Genomic DNA, 17568 nt, shown 5'->3' with positions numbered 1-17568 from the left:
ATTTAAAAATGATGCAGACCCAATACAAAGTGTTCTTGATCGATGATCACGCCCTCTTCCGCAAAGGGGTAGGACAAATCATAGATGCAGACCCTGCATTCAAAGTGATCGGTGAGGCCGCCTCAGGGCAAGAGGGTTTGGATACTGCCATTGGCTTTAAACCAGACATTGTGTTGATAGACCTCAACATGAAAGGAATGAATGGCATAGAGACCTTACGCCAATTTAAAGCGTTAGATCTCACTGCCAAATATGTGGTGCTGACGGTGTCAGATGCTGAAGACGATTTATTAGAGGCCTTGCGCGCAGGTGCTGATGGCTACTTGTTAAAAGACATGGAGCCGGAAGACCTCTGTGCCAACTTAAAAAAAGTCGCTAATGGCATGACGATTATTCAAGACACACTCACTGAAGTGCTTAGAACAGCCCTTTTAGAGCCCAAACCTCAACGTAAAGATGAGCAGGCTTCGCTCACTGAGCGTGAAAGAGAAATATTGCAATGTCTCAGTGACGGGCTCAATAACAAAACCATTGCCCGCAAACTTGGCATTAGCGACACCACCGTGAAAGTGCATATCAAACATTTACTGAGCAAACTTAAACTAAGTAGCCGCTTAGAAGCCGCAGTCTGGGCACACAATCAAAAATAAGGTGTACTAGCTCAGACCTCGTGCCTTTTTAGCGCTCAGCAAAAAGGCCTTTTCAAATTGTGCGTAGGCGCAAGGTCACGCATACGCGCCTATCAACACCTCCCCCCTCCAACGCTCCTTTGAAATCTTCTCCAGCTACCCCTTAAGGAGTAATCCGTAGTGAGAATTTAGTAAACAGCTGCAAATCATCAAAATAGATTCCATTGTGGATGTATTGAGTTGATCCCATGTGCAGTTGATATCTGATTGTCATTGAACGTTGATCTTCTTATTAGCCTTTCTTGAAATCAGTAGATAGGTGAAAAAAAGAAGGCTTTTAGGGAAGGGAAAATAAGGTGAGTATAAATTCTTCGATTGATATATCTCAAGTCGGCTTCGCAGGTGGTGCTGAAAGCAAGCACACGCTGCATCGCAAGATTGGTTGGCAAGGTGCCTTTTGGGTTGCTAGTGGCGTGCCAGCGCTTGTATTGTTTTCTATGGGCGCCATTTCGGCAACGGTAGGCAAACCAGCTTGGTTGGTATGGGCCATTTCTATCACATTTGGTTTTATTCAAGCATTTACGTATGCAGAAATTGCAGGCTTGTTTCCACATAAGTCTGGCGGTGCTTCGGTATATGGCGCGGTTGCATGGGTAAGATACAGCAAGTTTATCGCGCCAGTCTCAGTGTGGTGTAACTGGTTCGCGTGGTCTCCAGTATTGGCGATCGGCTCTGGACTCGCTGCAGGCTACATTTTAAGTGCCTTATTTTCCCCTGATGCCGCCATCAACACCTGGCAAATTACTCTCATGGACTTGAGTGCCATTAAAGCTGGCTTAAGCCTGAGAATTAACGCAACCTTTATTCTCGGGGCTGCCGTTTTACTGACAGTGTTTTCGATACAGCACGGTGGTATTTTACGTTCTGCCAAAGCAACCATGATCCTGGGTGTCACCGCTTTAATTCCACTCATGCTCATAGGCTTGGTGCCTATTCTCACCGGCGACATGCCTATGGCGAATTTCTTTCCCTTGGCACCTTTAAGTTATGACACAGCCGGGAATGTGATTGATGGTATTTGGAATATTGAAGGCTGGAAATTAATGGCGGCTGGCTTGTTTATTGCTGCCTGGTCAACGTATGCTTTTGAAACCGCCGTCTGTTACACACGAGAATTCAAGAACCCTAAAACAGATACTTTTAAGGCCATTTTCTACTCAGGTTTGCTGTGTATTGCGGTGTACACACTGGTGCCCATCGCTTTTCAGGCGCATTTAGGCTTAGGCCATTTGGTGACGCCAGCGGTGACAGATGCCGCGGGTAACGTAACGACTGGCGCAGTATACGATGGGATGTTGGCACCAGACATTTACAGTGGCATGGGCGTTGCCGGGGTGTTGTCGAGTATGTTGGGCGGCTCCAAGCTGATTGTGACAGTATTGGTGATTATGCTGGTTTTGGCGCTTTTGCTCTCGATCATGACCTCCATGGCCGGTTCTTCTCGTACGCTTTATCAAGCCTCTGTCGATGGCTGGCTGCCCAAATACTTGTCTCAAGTCAATGAGCATGGCGCGCCTACCAAAGCGATGTGGACAGATTTGTGTTTCAACCTGCTGTTATTGCTGATGTCAGACTATGTGTTTGTATTGGCTGCATCCAATGTTGGTTACATCATTTTTAACTTCCTCAATCTGAATTCCGGCTGGATACATCGCATGGACAGACCGAACTGGGACCGTCCATACAAAGCACCTACTATCCTACTGCTTCTAGGCGGCTTGCTCGGTTTTGTTAACTTGGGATTGATGGGATTAGGCGCTGACGTCTGGGGGGCAGGCACCCTCAATGCTGGACTGTTTTTTGCAACCTTGATTGTGCCGGTTTTTATTTACCGACACTTCATCCAGGATAAAGGTGTATTTCCATCAGCCATGCTAGAAGATATGCAACTAGACAATGCAAAGGATGGCGTCATGAACCGCGCTGGCGTGCTCCCTTATATAGCGTTGCTGGTGGGCGTCTTCATTGTCTTCTGGCTGCATAGCATTTAGTTCAAACTGGGATGCGTGGCCCAACCAAGGGTGAGCAAGTTTGATTGCTCACCCTTTTTTAATCCTTGCTCTGGGTGATCTCAACTTTTGAAGGTGTCACTTGAAGACAACTTTACTTCTTAAGTAGTACATCCTAAAGAGAGTGTTGAACAAATCTTTATTTTTATAGTATTCCGAATCATCAATTTAATGGGAGAAAAGTCATCATGTCCAGAAACTCAATACTCAATATTCGACACCGGGAATTAGGGTCAAATTTAGATGGCGACACATGGAATGAGATGCCTATTCCTTGGAGCTATCACACGGATGTCAATGATGAAGTTGTCGCGGTGAGGAGTCGCGCCGGCTTATACGACGTGTCTGGCTTAAACATCATCAATGTGGATGGCCCAGATGCAGAAAAGGTCCTTGATAGGCTGGTGGCTAAGGACATCACCAAACTCGAACCCGGCCACAGTGTCCTGGCTGCAGAAACGGATGAATCCGGTGCAATTTGTGATGACATCATGATTATCAGAGACAATACAAACAGCTTTCGACTCTCCCACGGCTCAGGCAAAACACCGGAAAACTTAAAAATGCTTGCGGCTGGCAAAGACGTGACCATCGCGCCCGATCTTGATGCGCATATTTTATCTTTACAAGGCCCTCAGTCCTTAGCGATATTAGCACCGCATGTCATCGATTTTGACCTGGCAAGCTTGGATTATTTTAAGCACAAGCCCACCAGTCTATTTGGTAAAAATGTTGTCATTGCCCGCGGTGGTTATTCAGGAGAGCGTGGATACGAAGTCTATTGTAAAGGGCAAGATGCCATTGAGCTATGGGATAAGATTTTAGAGGTTGGCAAGCCTTTGGGCGCGATCCCAGCCTCCTGGAACTCGCTAGAGTTAACGCGCATTGAAGCAGCGCTCTTGTTTTTTCCATTCGAAATGCCTGAAGGTGATACCACACCATGGGAAATCAATATGGGCTGGGGCGTGGACCTTGATAAAAAGGGAGACTACATCGGCAAAGCGGCTGTATTGGCGTCTAAAGGCAAAGAGCGGGTGAAACAAGCTGGTTTAATCTGCAAATCACCCACGAGTGTTGAGGCTGGCGCAAAAATAGTCAAAGATGGGGTAGAGATCGGTGTCGTCACCAGTGCCTCCTTTAGCAATTATTTAATGCAGTCTTTAGCCATGGTGCATTTAAAGCCAGAATACACAGCGATTGGAACGGCAGTAGAAGTGGTGTGCAGCCATCAAAGAGTGTCAGCCTATGTGGCCCCTACCCCCTTTTATGATCCTATGAGACTAAGGACGCACGCTTGATGACGATAGCGCGTGCGATATCAGGCTGTCGATGTTGCATGCGCATCTAACGATGATGAGATCGTAAAAATACGTATTGCGTAAGTAGCAGGCGCCTATGAATGGGATGCCTGCTTTTTTTACACACAAAATTGCAACATTGTTGCAATTAAATCCCCCACCCTTTAAAATGCAACAAAATTGCATTTTAAAGTTCAAGCATGTTATTCCCCAGTTTAATGCTGGCCTGTACCGTAGGTGGTGTGGTTTCGGTACTGATCGCCGGCTGGTTATCAAATACCCTGTTCGCCAATCATGCGCGGCGCATGGTGGCATTTGCCGTGGGTGTACTGCTCGGGTTTGCTTTCACGGATTTATTACCGGAAGCCTTGAATCAAGGCATTAACCTCACCAACGCGGGCTGGATGCTAGTTGCAGGCATGTTGCTATTTTTCATTCTGGAGAAGCTGGCATTGTGGCGGCATTTCCATCATGCGGACGCTGCACCTGTTGCTACTCATCCTGTAGAAAAGCAGTCTGGCGGCCAGGTGGCCATTATTTTGCTGGGCGACGGTATCCATAATTTTGTCGATGGCATCTTGCTGGCAGCCAGTTTTCTGACAGATATCAAGTTGGGCTGGGTGACGGCATTTGCGATTGTCGCGCATGAAATCCCGCAAGAGATTTCAGATTTTATGGTGTTGATCAATGCTGGCTTGAGTAAACCCCGTGCGCTCCTGCTTAATATGCTTTCGGGTTCAGCCATGATTGTCGGTGGTTTGGTTGGCTGGTTGAGTTTTACGCATATTGCGCCGCTGATTCCGTACGCCTTGTTACTGGCCGCCGCCAGTTTTATCTACATCGCCCTGGCAGACTTAGTGCCAACGCTGCAAACGCAATATCGCCCGCAGGATTTACTAGTGCAATGCCTGTTGATTGCTTGTGGCCTTGGCGTGGCTTGGCTTTCACCCTTTATCCAGCAACATATTGTCGATGTTTGGAGCAGCACATGACAGCAGGCAACGCAAAAATCCCGGTGACGATTTTAACTGGCTTTCTCGGCGCGGGTAAAACCACCCTGCTCAACCGCATACTGCAGGAGCAACACGGCCAGCGCATAGCCGTGATTGAAAATGAATTTGGCGAGGCCGGTATCGATGGTGAGCTGCTGCTTCATGGGGACGAGCAAATCGTGGAAATGAACAACGGCTGCATTTGCTGCACCGTGCGTGGTGATCTGGTACGCATACTGGGCGATCTTGCGCAAAAACGTGCAGCGCAGGAAATTAACTTTGACCGCGTGATTATCGAAACCACAGGCCTGGCCGACCCGGCCCCAGTCGCACAAACCTTTTTTGTCGAAGATGACGTCTATGCCAGCTATCATCTAGATGCGATTATCACGGTGGTTGATGCAGTGCATGCCATGCAGCAACTGGATGCGCACCACGAGGCACAAGAACAAGTCGGATTTGCCGATCGTATTCTGCTATCAAAAACGGATCTGGTCACGCCAGAGGCAGTGAGCGTCCTCACGGCAAGGCTGAACAACATCAACTTGAGAGCCCCGATTCACAGCGTGCACTTTGGCCAGACTGACCTCAGACAGATTCTGGATATTGATGGTTTTTCGCTGGATGCCATCCTGCAAATTGAGCCGGACTTCTTGCGTGACGTCAGCCATGCGCACGATGACGATGTGACTTCGTTCGTATTTAGCAGCGAACGGCCATTTAATCTGGAAAAGCTGGAAACCTTTCTCGAATCCATCATCGCCGATTACGGCCCGCAGTTGCTACGCTACAAAGGCATTATCCATGCCCACAACGATCCGCAGCGCATTGTTTTTCAAGGCGTTCACATGCTCATGAGTGGTGACCACACCACACAGTGGCAGCCTGATGAGCGCAAAGTGTCCACGCTGGTGTTTATCGGTACGGACCTCCCTCAAGACTACTTTAACGAAGGACTACATTTATGTCTGGTTTAAGCACTTCTGCCATCAAAAAACTTCCGGTGACCGTACTTTCTGGCTTTCTGGGTGCGGGTAAAACCACGCTGCTCAACCATGTGCTCAATAACCGCGAAGGCAAGCGGGTTGCCGTCATCGTCAACGACATGTCTGAAGTCAATATTGACGCCCAACTGGTGCGCGACGGCGGGGCTGAGCTGTCACGCCAGGAAGAAAAACTGGTGGAAATGAGCAATGGCTGCATCTGCTGCACCTTGCGAGAAGACTTGCTTGTGGAGATCACTCGCCTGGCCAAGGAAAACCGCTTTGATTACCTGCTGATTGAAACCACCGGTATCTCAGAGCCCTTGCCGATTGCTGAAACCTTCACCTTTGCCGATGAAGAAGGCGTTTCTCTGGCGGACGTGGCGCAACTGGATACCATGGTCACGGTGGTGGATGGCTATAACTTTCTCAAGGACTATAGCTCGCAGGAAAGCCTGACCGACAGAGGAGAGTCGCTGGGCGAAGAAGATGAACGCACCGTGGTTGACCTGCTGGTAGACCAGATTGAGTTTTGCGATGTGCTGGTATTGAACAAAACCGACTTGATGACGCTGGAGGAAATCGCCCGGCTGGAAGGTATCCTCAAAACGCTTAACCCGCGTGCACAGATCCTGCACAGCAGCTTTGGCAAGGTGCCGCTGGACCGTATCATGCATACCGGCCTGTTTGACTTCGACCAGGCTGCAGAAGCGCCTGGTTGGCTGCAGGAGCTGCGTGGCGAACATGTGCCAGAAACCGAGGAATACGGTATTTCTAGCTTTGTTTACCGTTCACGCACCCCGTTTCATCCACAACGCTTGTGGCAATGGCTCAATAGCGAATGGCCAGGCGTGATCCGCTCCAAAGGCCGCTACTGGATTGCCTCGCGCCCCGAGTTTTGTGCCATGTGGTCGCAAGCGGGTGCGGTCACGCGCACCGAGCTGGCGGGCATCTGGTGGGCGGCAACGCCGGCCAAGTATTGGCCGCAGGATGCAGACAGCCTGCAGCACATCCGCTCACGCATGCAATCGCCTTACGGCGATCGCCAGCAGGAACTGGTCATCATCGGCATGGAGATGGATAAAGCGGCGCTAACGGCAAAATTTGATGCCTGCCTGCTGACAGAAAGCGAGCTGGCATTGGGCATGGAGGCCTGGCGCAAGTTTGAGGATCCATTCCCCCACTGGGCGGTAGAAGAAACCGTTGAAACCAACGACGATATGCAGATATTGGAAAGTGTCTAGCATGTTGTCGGTTGCCAGCTCCCCTCAAACTGCTTCACTTGCACCTGCGCTGACACCAGCAAGCGAGCCGTTGACCTTTAACCCACTGCAAATGCTGCCGATCTTTGAGCCCGAGCAGCAAGTCTGTCTCGTACGCCGTGAGGCGCAAACTGCAATCAGCGACTACCTGCAGCTGGCAGCGCGCAGCTTGGCGCCTGGACTGCGCAACGTGATTTCATTGCAGCCCGCACTTGCGCCACAGTTGTGTACTTTGCCGTTGCCAGCACAGCCGGGCCGCGAAGTGTTTATTCAAGAGCTGGCACAATTGGTAACGGTGTTTGCCGAGCTGCTGGATTGCCAGACCGTGGGCCTGCGACTGGAAGTATTGCAAAAAGCCATGTGCCCGCAATTTCATGTTGACCATACCGGAATTCGGCTGCTGTGTACCTACATGGGGCCAGGCACCGAATGGCTGGAGGAAGCATTTGCCGACCGCAGTTATTTAAAGCACCGCAGTCACTTAAACCCGCCAGGACTCAACAACCAACAGCGTGCAGGCGTGGTACTCGATGCGCGTGGCATCAGACAGGCAGACGCCTTTGATATCGTATTGCTCAAAGGTAGTCAGTGGCAAGGGAACACCGTAGGCGGCGCCATTCATCGTTCGCCTGTGGTGCCAGAGGGGCAGACACGCGTCGTACTCGCGCTGGATGCCATCAGGGATTAACGCGCTGTGATGAAAATAACTTGCCCGATTCATGAGTGTGTCATCAGAACATGGCTAGATAGCGGACGCGCTCATCGCAGGTTTTTTAATCGCCAGACTGCATGCTAAATCACTACATACGGACCCGACTCAATCAATGGCTGCTAGGCGCCCTGCTGGCAGTCTTGCTGTTTTTTGTATTTGCGCAGCAGCATGCGATTGCGCACGCCATCTCTCACCTGTCTGAAGAGATTAATCACACCCTCAAGCATGACAAAACCAGCCAGGACAATCTGTGTGAAGAATGCCTGTGCCTGGACAATCTCCCTGACACGCTGCTGCCAGGACGTCCGCTACTGCTACATGCACCAGACCTCGTCACATCAGCCCAAACCAGCCATACCGTTTTACATACCAAACCGTCCTATCGTCGCTACGCTGCGCGCGCACCACCTCTTTTCGTTTGAGCCCTGACAACCCCAACACAACCAGACGAAAAAGGCCTCAGTGTGAGGCCAAGAGGACAACTTTATGAAGATCAAACGCATCATTTCTGTAGCGGTGGGCGGCCTGTTTGCCAGCTACCCTGCAATCTCTGTACTGGCAGAACCGGTGGATGAAAGCGCACTCGAGCTCGATAGCGTGCAAGTGACTGCAGAACGGTTCAGCAAAATCCGTAATAGCCTGTCACCCGCCACGGGCGGCAGCATATATCGCTTTGACCAGAAAGATATCAGCAATATTCCAGGCGGTGAAAACAACAGCTTTAACCAGATTTTGTTACGCGCCCCTGGCGTCGCTAATGACTCTTATGGGCAACTGCATATCCGTGGCGATCACGGCAATATCCAATACCGGATTAACGGCGTGATTCTGCCGGAGGGCATCAATGGTTTTGGTCAGATTCTGGATACGCGCTTTGCCGATAAAATCAATCTGCTCACCGGCGCTTTGCCTGCGCAGTATGGCTACAGAACGGCCGGGGTGATTGAGATTGAGACCAAGAAAAATTTTAAACCAGGCGGCAATGTTGGCTTTTATGGTGGCACCAGCGACACCGTCAACCCCAGTATTCAAATGCACAATTCCACGGGTGACTTCAGTTACTATGTCACGGGTTCTTATCTCTCCAATAATCGCGGCATCGAAAATACCACCGATAGCTACAACCCGATTCATGATAATACCCAGCAAACCAAAGGCTTCGCCTACATGTCGTACTTGCTGAATCCGGAAACGCAAATTGTGGCGATGCTGGGCTCTTACTATGGCAATTTTCAAATCCCTAATAACCCGGCGCAGGCGGCCAACAGCGACTATCTCTCTGCCTTAGGCTTGTCTGGCTATAACTCCTCCAGCCTGAGAGATCATCAGAACGAGCGTAACCAGTACGGCATACTGGCCGTGCAGAGCTCCATTGGCCCTGATTTCGATTACCAGGTTTCACTGTTCACACGCTATACCAGCACCACTTATACGCCGGATATCACTGGGGGCTTGGCCTTTAATGGCGTGGCCTCGCGCGTGTTTAGAGACAGCATGAGCAATGGCTTGCAAGCCGATGGCAGCTATCACTGGGGCGATAGCCACACCATCCGCATGGGGATGTTTACCAGCACCGAAGATATCACCAGCGACAATACCGCCAATGTGTTCCTGACCTCGGGCGGCACGACGACCAACACCCAGGCCACCATTGTTGATAACAATCACAAAAACGGTAACACCTTGCTGGCGCTTTACTTGCAGGACGAATGGAAAATCAACAACAGCCTGGTGATGAACTATGGCGTGCGAGCCGACAAAATGAATGCCTATGTCAGCGGCGGCCAACTCAGCCCACGCCTGGGCCTGGTATGGAATGCCACGCCTGAAACCACCTTCCATGCTGCCTACTCAAGATACTTTACACCGCCTCCGACGGAGTTGGTCGGCACTAAAACACTGGCCTTATTCAGCAATACCACCAATGCTGCGTCCAGTGACCTCAATGGCGCAGTCAAACCCGAGCGCTCACATTATTTTGACGTCGGCGTCAGTCACCAGTTAACGCCCAAACTCACCGTGGGCTTCGACAGCTACTACAAAATTGTCCAGGACCTGATTGATGAGGGTCGCTTTGGTGAAGCCTTGGTCTACACGCCTTTTAACTATGACAAAGGCAGAATTTATGGCTTTGAATTAACGGCGAGTTATAAAGACGAAGCCTTCTCTGCCTATGCCAACCTCTCACGCTCGATGAGCCTGGCAAAGAAAGTCGTCTCTGCACAATATAACTTTGAGCAAGATGAGCTGGACTATACCGCCAATCATTGGGTGCATACCGACCATGACCAGCGCTACACCGCGTCCGCCGGCGTCGGTTATTTATGGCAAGGCTATCAACTCAGCGCCGATGCGTTCTTTGGCAGCGGCCTGCGCCGTGGCTTCGCCAATACCGAACACATGCCCGCCTACACGCAGGTTAACCTGGGGGCCAGCACCATGATCAACGCAGGCACCCTCGGCAAGCTGGAAACCAGGCTGGCCATCATCAACCTGTTTGATAAAAAGTATGAATTACGGGATGGCTCGGGCATTGGCATTGATGCGCCACAATTTGGGCCACGCAGAGGGGTGTTTATTGGTCTGAATAAATACTTTTAATCTGCTGCAACGCTAATCATGTGATGGACCAAGGATCTCTGATCATCGGTTAATCGGCGGTCCATTCCCCGATTGAAGGATCAAAAAAGTGACAGTCCATCACAACAAGCGCCCACAACCAGGCTGCTGTGTGTTTTTTCTACACCAGACATTGTTTTTTTTACGGAGAAGTCGCATAGATCACTTTACAATCATTCTTATTTAACAGCTTTAGCCCAATAAAAATAAAACATATTGCCTCAGCCACCGTGTGAGATGAGGCACAAAGAGAACACACTGAACCAGATTGATGAATACGCAGACTTATAGGGAAGATAAATCATGATGTACCCAAAAACGATTGCCAGCCTGCTGGCAGTCATGTTGTTCCCGGCGGTAACGGTTTATGCTGAAGACTCGGTAGAACTGGCCCCCTCCAAACAAAGCAGTAAAGCCAAGAAAAATGAAGCACCGGTCAGCAGTGTAGAGCTGGATAGCGTCGTGGTGCTTGGCAAAAAAGAGCAAGTCTCAGCCACTGATAAAGGCCTGGCAGGCTCGGTAGATGTCATTACGCGTCAAGAACTTGAATATGAACACGTCACCGATACCCTGGAATTGTTTAGCAAAACACCAGGCGTGGTGCTGTCTCGCTTTAGTCAGGGCATTGTCAATACCGAAGTGTCTATCCGCGGTTTTAGTGGCAATGGCGAAACACCGAATGCCAAAGTGCTGGTGGATGGCATTCCGTCCAATTTGTTCTCAGGTCTCAGTGAGCTGGATTACCTGTTCCCCACCAACATTCAGAGCGCCCAGGTATTTAAAGGCACCAGCGACGCTTCGACCGGCCTGTTTGCCACCGCAGGCAACTACAAGGTAGAAACCCGTAAAGATATCGGCAAGCAATTGCAATTTGGCTATGGCAGCTTTCAAACGCGCGAAATGCAAGGCTACTATGGTGAAAAACAAGGTGATTTCACCCAAAACTATGCAATTGGTTATCGCAAAGGCAATGGCTTCCGCGCCCATACCGAAAATGAAAAAATTGCCTTATCTGGCCGTTGGCAGCTGGATTTCGAGCAGTCCAGCCTGGCATTGAGCGCCAAGTATGGCAAATACAACTCGCCTGAAGCACCGGGTTTTATGTCTAAAGAACAAGCGCGTGATGACCGCAGAGGCGTGGCGCCCAATGCACTCAACGATAGCGGTGAAAAAGAATTCAAGCATTTAAGCCTGCATTACGATTACTTTTTTAATAACGACCTTGATTTAAGCCTGAAAGCTTATTGGCAGAACTTTGGTCGTGAACGCAATGTACGTTTTTTTGGATCGCCAGGCCTGGAACATCGCTTGGAAGACGAAACCTCGATTGGCTTTGTGAGCAAGTTAAACTGGAAAATCAATCCCAGCTGGGCTTTTGAAACCGGCTACGATATTGAACGCCAGCATGTCGATGAATTCCGTCAACGCTTGACCACTATCCGGCGCAACGCCCAATACGACCTCACCGCACAAGGCATTTACGCCAAATTTGAAAACACGCCGCTGGACTGGTTACGCTGGAACCTGGCCTATCGGGTGGATTATTTGAACAGCGACCCTAGAAACCAGTTTGTGATTAATGGGAATACGCTCAGGACACGCATGCTGGATAACCAGACCATCGTACAACCCAAATTCAACTTGTTTGCCAACCTGAATGCGCAGCAAACTTTATTTGTAAATGCCGGGCGCAGTTTTCAAACACCCACTGGCGTTAACCTTAATCTCTATAGTACCAATGGCCCGACCAACGTAAAGGTTGCGATCAACGATGGCTGGGAATTAGGAATCAAGAGCCAGTGGCATCCTGATTTGAATACGCGTCTTTCTTATTGGCAACAAAAAGCTGAAAACGAATTTATTAATATTGACAACATTAACCAACTCATCGGTTCCACCCGCAGGCAAGGGATAGATGCCAGTTTTGACTATGCGTTAGACGAGCAATGGCACTTTTGGGGCAATGTGTCACGGGTAGAGGCCATTATCGTGAAACCGGATGCATTACATCCGCAATTCAAGGATAACTCGGTCCGCAGCATCCCCTCTTACACCGCCTCGCTGGGTCTGCAATATGCGCCAAATGCAAACTGGATTGCACGTGTTCACGTGGATAGCCAAGGCGACTACTACGTCAATGAGAGTAATCAGGGCGGAAAATACGGCGGCTATACGCTGACCAATGCCAATATTGACTATAAAACCAGCTGGGGACGCGTCAGCTTGTTAGCCAATAATATTTTTGATCGCTACTATGAGTATGTGTATGACTTTTCATCCACAGGTGCGACCAACCAGCTTAACTTCGCCCCAGGTACTGGCCGTAACTTTATGCTCACAGCAACGGTGGATTTTTTATGACTGCATTGCTATCGATTCAACAGCTAAGCCTGGGGTTTTCCAAGCGGAAAATTCTAAATCAGCTTGAGCTCAACTTACAGGCAGGTGAAGTCGTCTCTGTGCTGGGCAGCAATGGTGCCGGTAAATCAACGCTGCTGAAAAGTATTTTAGGCTTACATGACACGGCCGAACAAACAGGCAATATCCTGATTGCCGGTATTGATATCGCGCAGGACCGCCAGCGGGCGCTATCGCACCTTGCCTATGTGCCGGAGCAACCTGCCGTGTATGGACATCTCTCTGCGATAGCAAATATCCGTTACTTTTTAAGCCTGGCCAATATAGGTGAAGAAAAGGATATTAACAGCTGCCTGACCATGGCCGGCTTGCCGGAAACAGCCTGGCACCGGCCTTGCAGCGAATACTCCAAAGGCATGAAGCAAAAGGTGATGCTGGCGTTTGCACTTGCCAAACAGGCCACACTGCTGTTGCTCGATGAGCCTAATTCAGGGCTGGATCCACAGGCTACCGAAGACTTAAACCAGCTGATTGTGCAATGCAAAGAAAGTGGCATGGGCGTGCTGGTGGTCACGCATGATGTGTTGTCCGCCATTGGTTTTTCTGACCGCTTGCTGATGCTGACCAATGGGCAGTTGCAAGCGGTAATGCTGGACCAGTCAGCACTGACACTGGATAGCCTGAAAAAACTGTATCAGGGGCAGGCATGAACGCATTGATCTGGAAAATCGCCTGCAATGAATGGCGCAGGTTATGGCATGCGCGGGTTCCGGCATTGTTAATGATAGTGCTGGTGACATTATGGGGCATTGCCGCCCTTGCCGCCCATCACCATTGGCAAGATCATGCACAGACGGTAGCTAAGGTGACAGCGCGCAGCCAGCATGACTGGCAATCGCAACCCGACCGTCATCCGCACCGGGTCTCGCATTTTGGCGATTTCGTCGCCAAGCCGGTCCATCCGCTCAGTGTGATCGAGCCCGGCATCCTCGACCAGTCTGGCCATCTGGTGTATCTGGAAGCACATCGCCTGAACAGCGCCAACTTCAACCCGGCGACTGAAGCCACTACGCTGGGCCGCTTTTCATTAATTACACCAGCCATGATCGTGCAATGGTGGATGCCACTGTTTTTGATCATGATTGCCTATGCCACCGTCACTGCCGATAAAATCACCGGCATCCTGGCTTTCATGCGCGGCAATGGCACCCCAGGCTGGGCGATTGCCTCCGGAAAATGGCTGGCACTGTTTTTACCGTTGCTGCTTCTTTTGTGCCTGCAAGCACTGTTGACGCTGGCATGGAGCTGGCACAGTGATCAGTTATTGGCCAGGCTGGCTCTCATGTTGCTGGCGCAAGCGCTTTACATTGCCGGCTGGTGCCTGCTGGTCGTCACCGTGTCCTGGTACAGCCGGCAACTGCATAGTGCCTTGCTGACGTTATTGCTGTGCTGGGTCTGTGTCTGCATCATTTTTCCGCGCGGGCTGGCGAATCTGGCCCAGATCGCCTATCCAACACAGCCTCGCGCAGAGGCTGAATACCATGCAGAAAGCAAGCTGCAAAGCATAGGTGACAGCCATAACCCTGACGATCCGCATTTTCAGGCCTTTAAACAGAGCATACTCAACAAATACCAGGTAAGCCGGATCGAAGACCTGCCAGTAAACTACCAGGGCCTGCTGATGCAGGAAGGCGAGCGTCTGACCACGGCCGTCTACCGCGAACAACAGGCATTGCATGACGCACAGCTGGCAAAACAGAATGAAAGTATCCGGCACTGGTTATGGCTGACACCGGCATTGGCGCTGCAATATATACAGATGGCGGCTAGCGGCAATGACCTGCCGCACCACCAGGCGTTTATCCGACAGTCGGAAGCCCGGCGGTATCAATTAATCCAATATCTGAACCAGATCCACACTTACAAAGTGGATCAGCATGACGATAAGAACACGCGTGTTTCTGCCGATTTTTGGAAGAACGCGCCCCGTCCACCGGTGAATCTGCCACCGATGGCAGTCAGCCACGCCAGTCTGACAGCGGCCTTTCTGGTGTTGATTGGCTGGCTGTTATTGCCTGGCTCCTTGCTTGTTAGGGTTTCGCACCGACTATGAAACATGAATTCACTCTGCTGCTCAAGCAACGCAGCCTGACCCTATTGCTTTTGCTCAGCCTGGTACTGGTTAGTTTTAGCTTGTTAAATGGCTGGCAAAATATCCGTCATATCCAGTCCCAGATCCAGCATGCGCAACAGGAAGAGACCATGCGCAAGCAGGACTTTATCCAGCACAACAGTCATGACGGGACACTTGAGGCAGGAGAAGTGGGCTATTACCTGTTCCACAACGTCTATTACCGCCCTGGCGAATGGAGCTTTATTGCCCTGGGCAACCGGCTGGTGGTGCCGTACGTGCAACGGATACGTTTACTCGGCTTGCAAAGCCAGCTTTACGATGGTGAGTCGCATCACCCTGAATATGTGATGCTGGGTACCTTTGACTATGCTTTTTTGCTGGTATTTTTTGCACCTTTGCTCTGTATCGCCCTGATGCATGACCTGAAAGCCAACGAGCAACAGGCGCAACGTTTACTGTTTTTGCATAGCCTGGTAAAAGAACCTGGTCATTTCTGGTTTAAACGGGTGTTATCCCGCTGGGTGCTTGTCACGCTTGTCTTCGTACTCCCGTTATTACTGTTTGCCGGGATGCACTCGCTTTCCTTGTCACCCCTGTTACAGATTTTGACAATTACAGCCTTATACACGTTTTTATGGTCTGTATTGTGTAGTGCAGTCAGCCTGCGCAAACGAGCGCTCAACGCCAACTTCAATGCCATGTTGCTGAGCAGCATTTGGGTCATGTTATGCGTGGTCTTACCGAATCTTTGCCAGCTATGGCTGCACGCCCGTTATCCCTTGCAAGACGGTAGCCAGCTTGCCATGCAGCATCGGCAATTGGTACATGGCGCCTGGGATTTGCCAAAAGAGGATACGCTGAAACCCTTCTATGCCTTGTATCCGCAATGGAAAGACACGCCGCCCGTCACAGGCCGCTTTCACTGGAAATGGTACTTTGCCTTTCAGCATATGGGCGATGTCCACTTGCAAGCACAAGTGGCTGCCCGAACACGAACCTTACAAATGAGGGCGGATGCCGCAACAAAGATGGGGCGGTGGTTACCCACGGTCTGGGCGCAAGCACAACTGGAAGCGGTCGCATGCAGCGATATTAGCCATTTGCTAGTACACAGACAGCAGATAGAGAAGTTTCACACCCGCCTGCGTGAAGCCATCTACCCTTTTTTGTTTGAGGAGCGAGCACTACATCGCAAAGAGATTGAATCCATGCCAGTCTTTGACGCAAACGAGCCGTGCACGCAAGGTCCGCATCCTGATGGCAACGGCTAAGGGGCATTCACCACACCAATAGATAATGTGACTTCGCCCGCGCGTATCGGTGGCGTGGCATTTTGAATCAGGATGCGCCCGGCCACAGGCGCACGCAAAGTTTCAATCTTCTCGCCAAAATAATCCGTCACTTCACCTACGACCTGCCCTGCTGTCACCCAATCGCCTATGCTGGATTTGGCCGTAAACAAGCCGGTTTGCTGGCTGCGTAGCTCAACCATTTTGCTGTAATAATGAATTGGCGAGGCTACCTTTGTCGTGTGTTGCGTGCTGACATCTATCGTTTCAGGCGCATCTATCATGCCCAAGCCACTCATGGCCTGTGCACAAGCTTGCGTGATCATGGCCACAAAAGCGGCATCGCGCTGAGCAAACTGGCCGACTTCCAGCGTCAATGCAGGCTTAACCCTGGTCTGTGCCGTATTCGGATATGAGATGGAATGATCAGGATCATTGGGCCTGCCGTCATAGAGCACAATGTCTGGCAATCCTAAAAGATCAGCAAAATGCTGTGTTCTGGCATCCAGCGCTGGCACGTGCAACACCGGGGAATACGCATGTGGCCATAAATGCTGGTTGGCACTGCCAGAATGGATGTCAATCAGGTAATCCGTTTTGCTGATGACTTGCGCCGTTAAAAAATCGGCGATCTGCTCAGTCAGGGTGCCTTGTGCGCTACCAGGAAACACCCGGTTCAGGTTTTTCTCATCGACCGGACTCAGTGCAATGCGACGTGCATGAAAACCTTCAAGATTCGCCAGATGAATTAGAATCAAGGTCCCTTTCAAGTGTTCAGGCTGTATCTGCTTGCGCAACTGCTGCAAGGCCAGTATCGAAGGAAATTCATCGCCATGGATACCTGCTGTCAGGGTCAATACCGGTCCTGAAGTTTGCCCATGAATCACCGTCACCGGAATCGCCGTTGACGACACGGCCATCATCCATGAAGAGACAGTGCCTGACGCAATCTGCTTGCCCGCCAAATCAAAGGCCTCCCTTGCATGCAAACTTCCCCAAGACAACAACAGCATGCAAAGCCAGCAGAAACGCATTTTTTCCTCCTCAATGATATGCAACATTGTTGCGGAATATGATGTATATGTAAAGCGTTAAACCAGCAGTGCGCTCGCCAACGGCGACGATTGAGCGAGCCATTGAATGGCTAAACGGATGAACTAAAGAAACTAATCGCGTACATGCCTTACTAAAAGATTGATGCACATGATTTAAACGCCTATGAT

Annotated in this window: 14 protein-coding genes; 13 read left to right on the top strand and 1 reads right to left on the bottom strand. The window is 50.5% G+C overall.

Annotated elements, in window-relative coordinates; translation table 11 throughout:
* The first annotated feature begins 11 nt into the window (after window positions 1-11).
* The 13 genes from narL to AACH41_RS06260 all read left to right on the top strand — a co-directional run bounded on the left by narL (window position 12) and on the right by AACH41_RS06260 (window position 16327).
* Window positions 12-650, top strand: a complete 639-nt coding sequence (narL, locus tag AACH41_RS06320) for a two-component system response regulator NarL (RefSeq protein ID WP_049639842.1) — start codon at window positions 12-14, stop codon at window positions 648-650.
* Between the two features lie 341 nt (window positions 651-991).
* Window positions 992-2680, top strand: coding sequence for an APC family permease (locus tag AACH41_RS06315; protein ID WP_338657583.1), 1689 nt, complete (start codon window positions 992-994; stop codon window positions 2678-2680).
* A 206-nt stretch (window positions 2681-2886) separates the two neighbouring features.
* Window positions 2887-3996, top strand: a complete 1110-nt coding sequence (locus AACH41_RS06310; protein WP_338657484.1) for an aminomethyltransferase family protein — start codon at window positions 2887-2889, stop codon at window positions 3994-3996.
* Window positions 3997-4196: 200 nt separating this feature from the next.
* Complete coding sequence (locus AACH41_RS06305) at window positions 4197-4988, top strand: ZIP family metal transporter (protein WP_338657483.1); 792 nt, start codon at window positions 4197-4199, stop codon at window positions 4986-4988.
* Complete coding sequence (locus AACH41_RS06300) at window positions 4985-5965, top strand: GTP-binding protein (RefSeq protein ID WP_338657482.1); 981 nt, start codon at window positions 4985-4987, stop codon at window positions 5963-5965. The genes AACH41_RS06305 and AACH41_RS06300 overlap by 4 nt, the downstream gene beginning before the upstream one ends.
* An 11-nt stretch (window positions 5966-5976) precedes the next feature.
* On the top strand, window positions 5977-7215 hold the full coding sequence (gene zigA, locus AACH41_RS06295; RefSeq protein ID WP_338657582.1) for a zinc metallochaperone GTPase ZigA: 1239 nt from the start codon (window positions 5977-5979) through the stop codon (window positions 7213-7215).
* 1 nt (window position 7216) lies between these two features.
* Entirely contained in the window at window positions 7217-7921 is a 705-nt protein-coding gene (locus AACH41_RS06290) for a DUF1826 domain-containing protein (RefSeq protein WP_338657481.1), read from the top strand.
* 101 nt (window positions 7922-8022) lie between these two features.
* Window positions 8023-8367 carry a hypothetical protein gene (locus AACH41_RS06285; RefSeq protein WP_275354983.1) on the top strand — a complete coding sequence of 115 codons (345 nt, stop codon included), beginning with the start codon at window positions 8023-8025 and terminating at the stop codon, window positions 8365-8367.
* A 64-nt stretch (window positions 8368-8431) separates the two neighbouring features.
* Entirely contained in the window at window positions 8432-10546 is a 2115-nt protein-coding gene (locus AACH41_RS06280; RefSeq protein ID WP_338657480.1) for a TonB-dependent receptor, read from the top strand.
* 321 nt (window positions 10547-10867) lie between these two features.
* Window positions 10868-12925 (top strand): TonB-dependent receptor, encoded by a 2058-nt coding sequence (locus AACH41_RS06275; RefSeq protein WP_338657479.1) that lies wholly within the window; start codon window positions 10868-10870, stop codon window positions 12923-12925.
* On the top strand, window positions 12922-13632 hold the full coding sequence (locus AACH41_RS06270; protein WP_338657478.1) for an ABC transporter ATP-binding protein: 711 nt from the start codon (window positions 12922-12924) through the stop codon (window positions 13630-13632). The genes AACH41_RS06275 and AACH41_RS06270 overlap by 4 nt, the downstream gene beginning before the upstream one ends.
* Window positions 13629-15035: a DUF3526 domain-containing protein gene (locus tag AACH41_RS06265; RefSeq protein WP_338657477.1), complete on the top strand. Its 1407-nt coding sequence runs from the start codon at window positions 13629-13631 to the stop codon at window positions 15033-15035. Before AACH41_RS06270 ends, AACH41_RS06265 begins: the two co-directional genes overlap by 4 nt.
* Window positions 15032-16327 carry a DUF3526 domain-containing protein gene (locus AACH41_RS06260; protein WP_338657476.1) on the top strand — a complete coding sequence of 432 codons (1296 nt, stop codon included), beginning with the start codon at window positions 15032-15034 and terminating at the stop codon, window positions 16325-16327. Before AACH41_RS06265 ends, AACH41_RS06260 begins: the two co-directional genes overlap by 4 nt.
* Here the strand turns inward: AACH41_RS06260 and AACH41_RS06255 are convergent.
* Entirely contained in the window at window positions 16324-17379 is a 1056-nt protein-coding gene (locus AACH41_RS06255) for a M14 family metallopeptidase (protein WP_338657475.1), read from the bottom strand. The two genes, AACH41_RS06260 and AACH41_RS06255, sit on opposite strands and share 4 nt — an antisense overlap.
* Window positions 17380-17568: the final 189 nt, after the last annotated feature.

The organism is Methylophilus sp. DW102, assembly GCF_037076555.1.
GTDB lineage: Bacteria > Pseudomonadota > Gammaproteobacteria > Burkholderiales > Methylophilaceae > Methylophilus > Methylophilus glucosoxydans.
The sequence above is the reverse complement of the archived record's forward strand: the minus strand, read 5'-3'. Positions and strand labels throughout refer to the sequence as shown.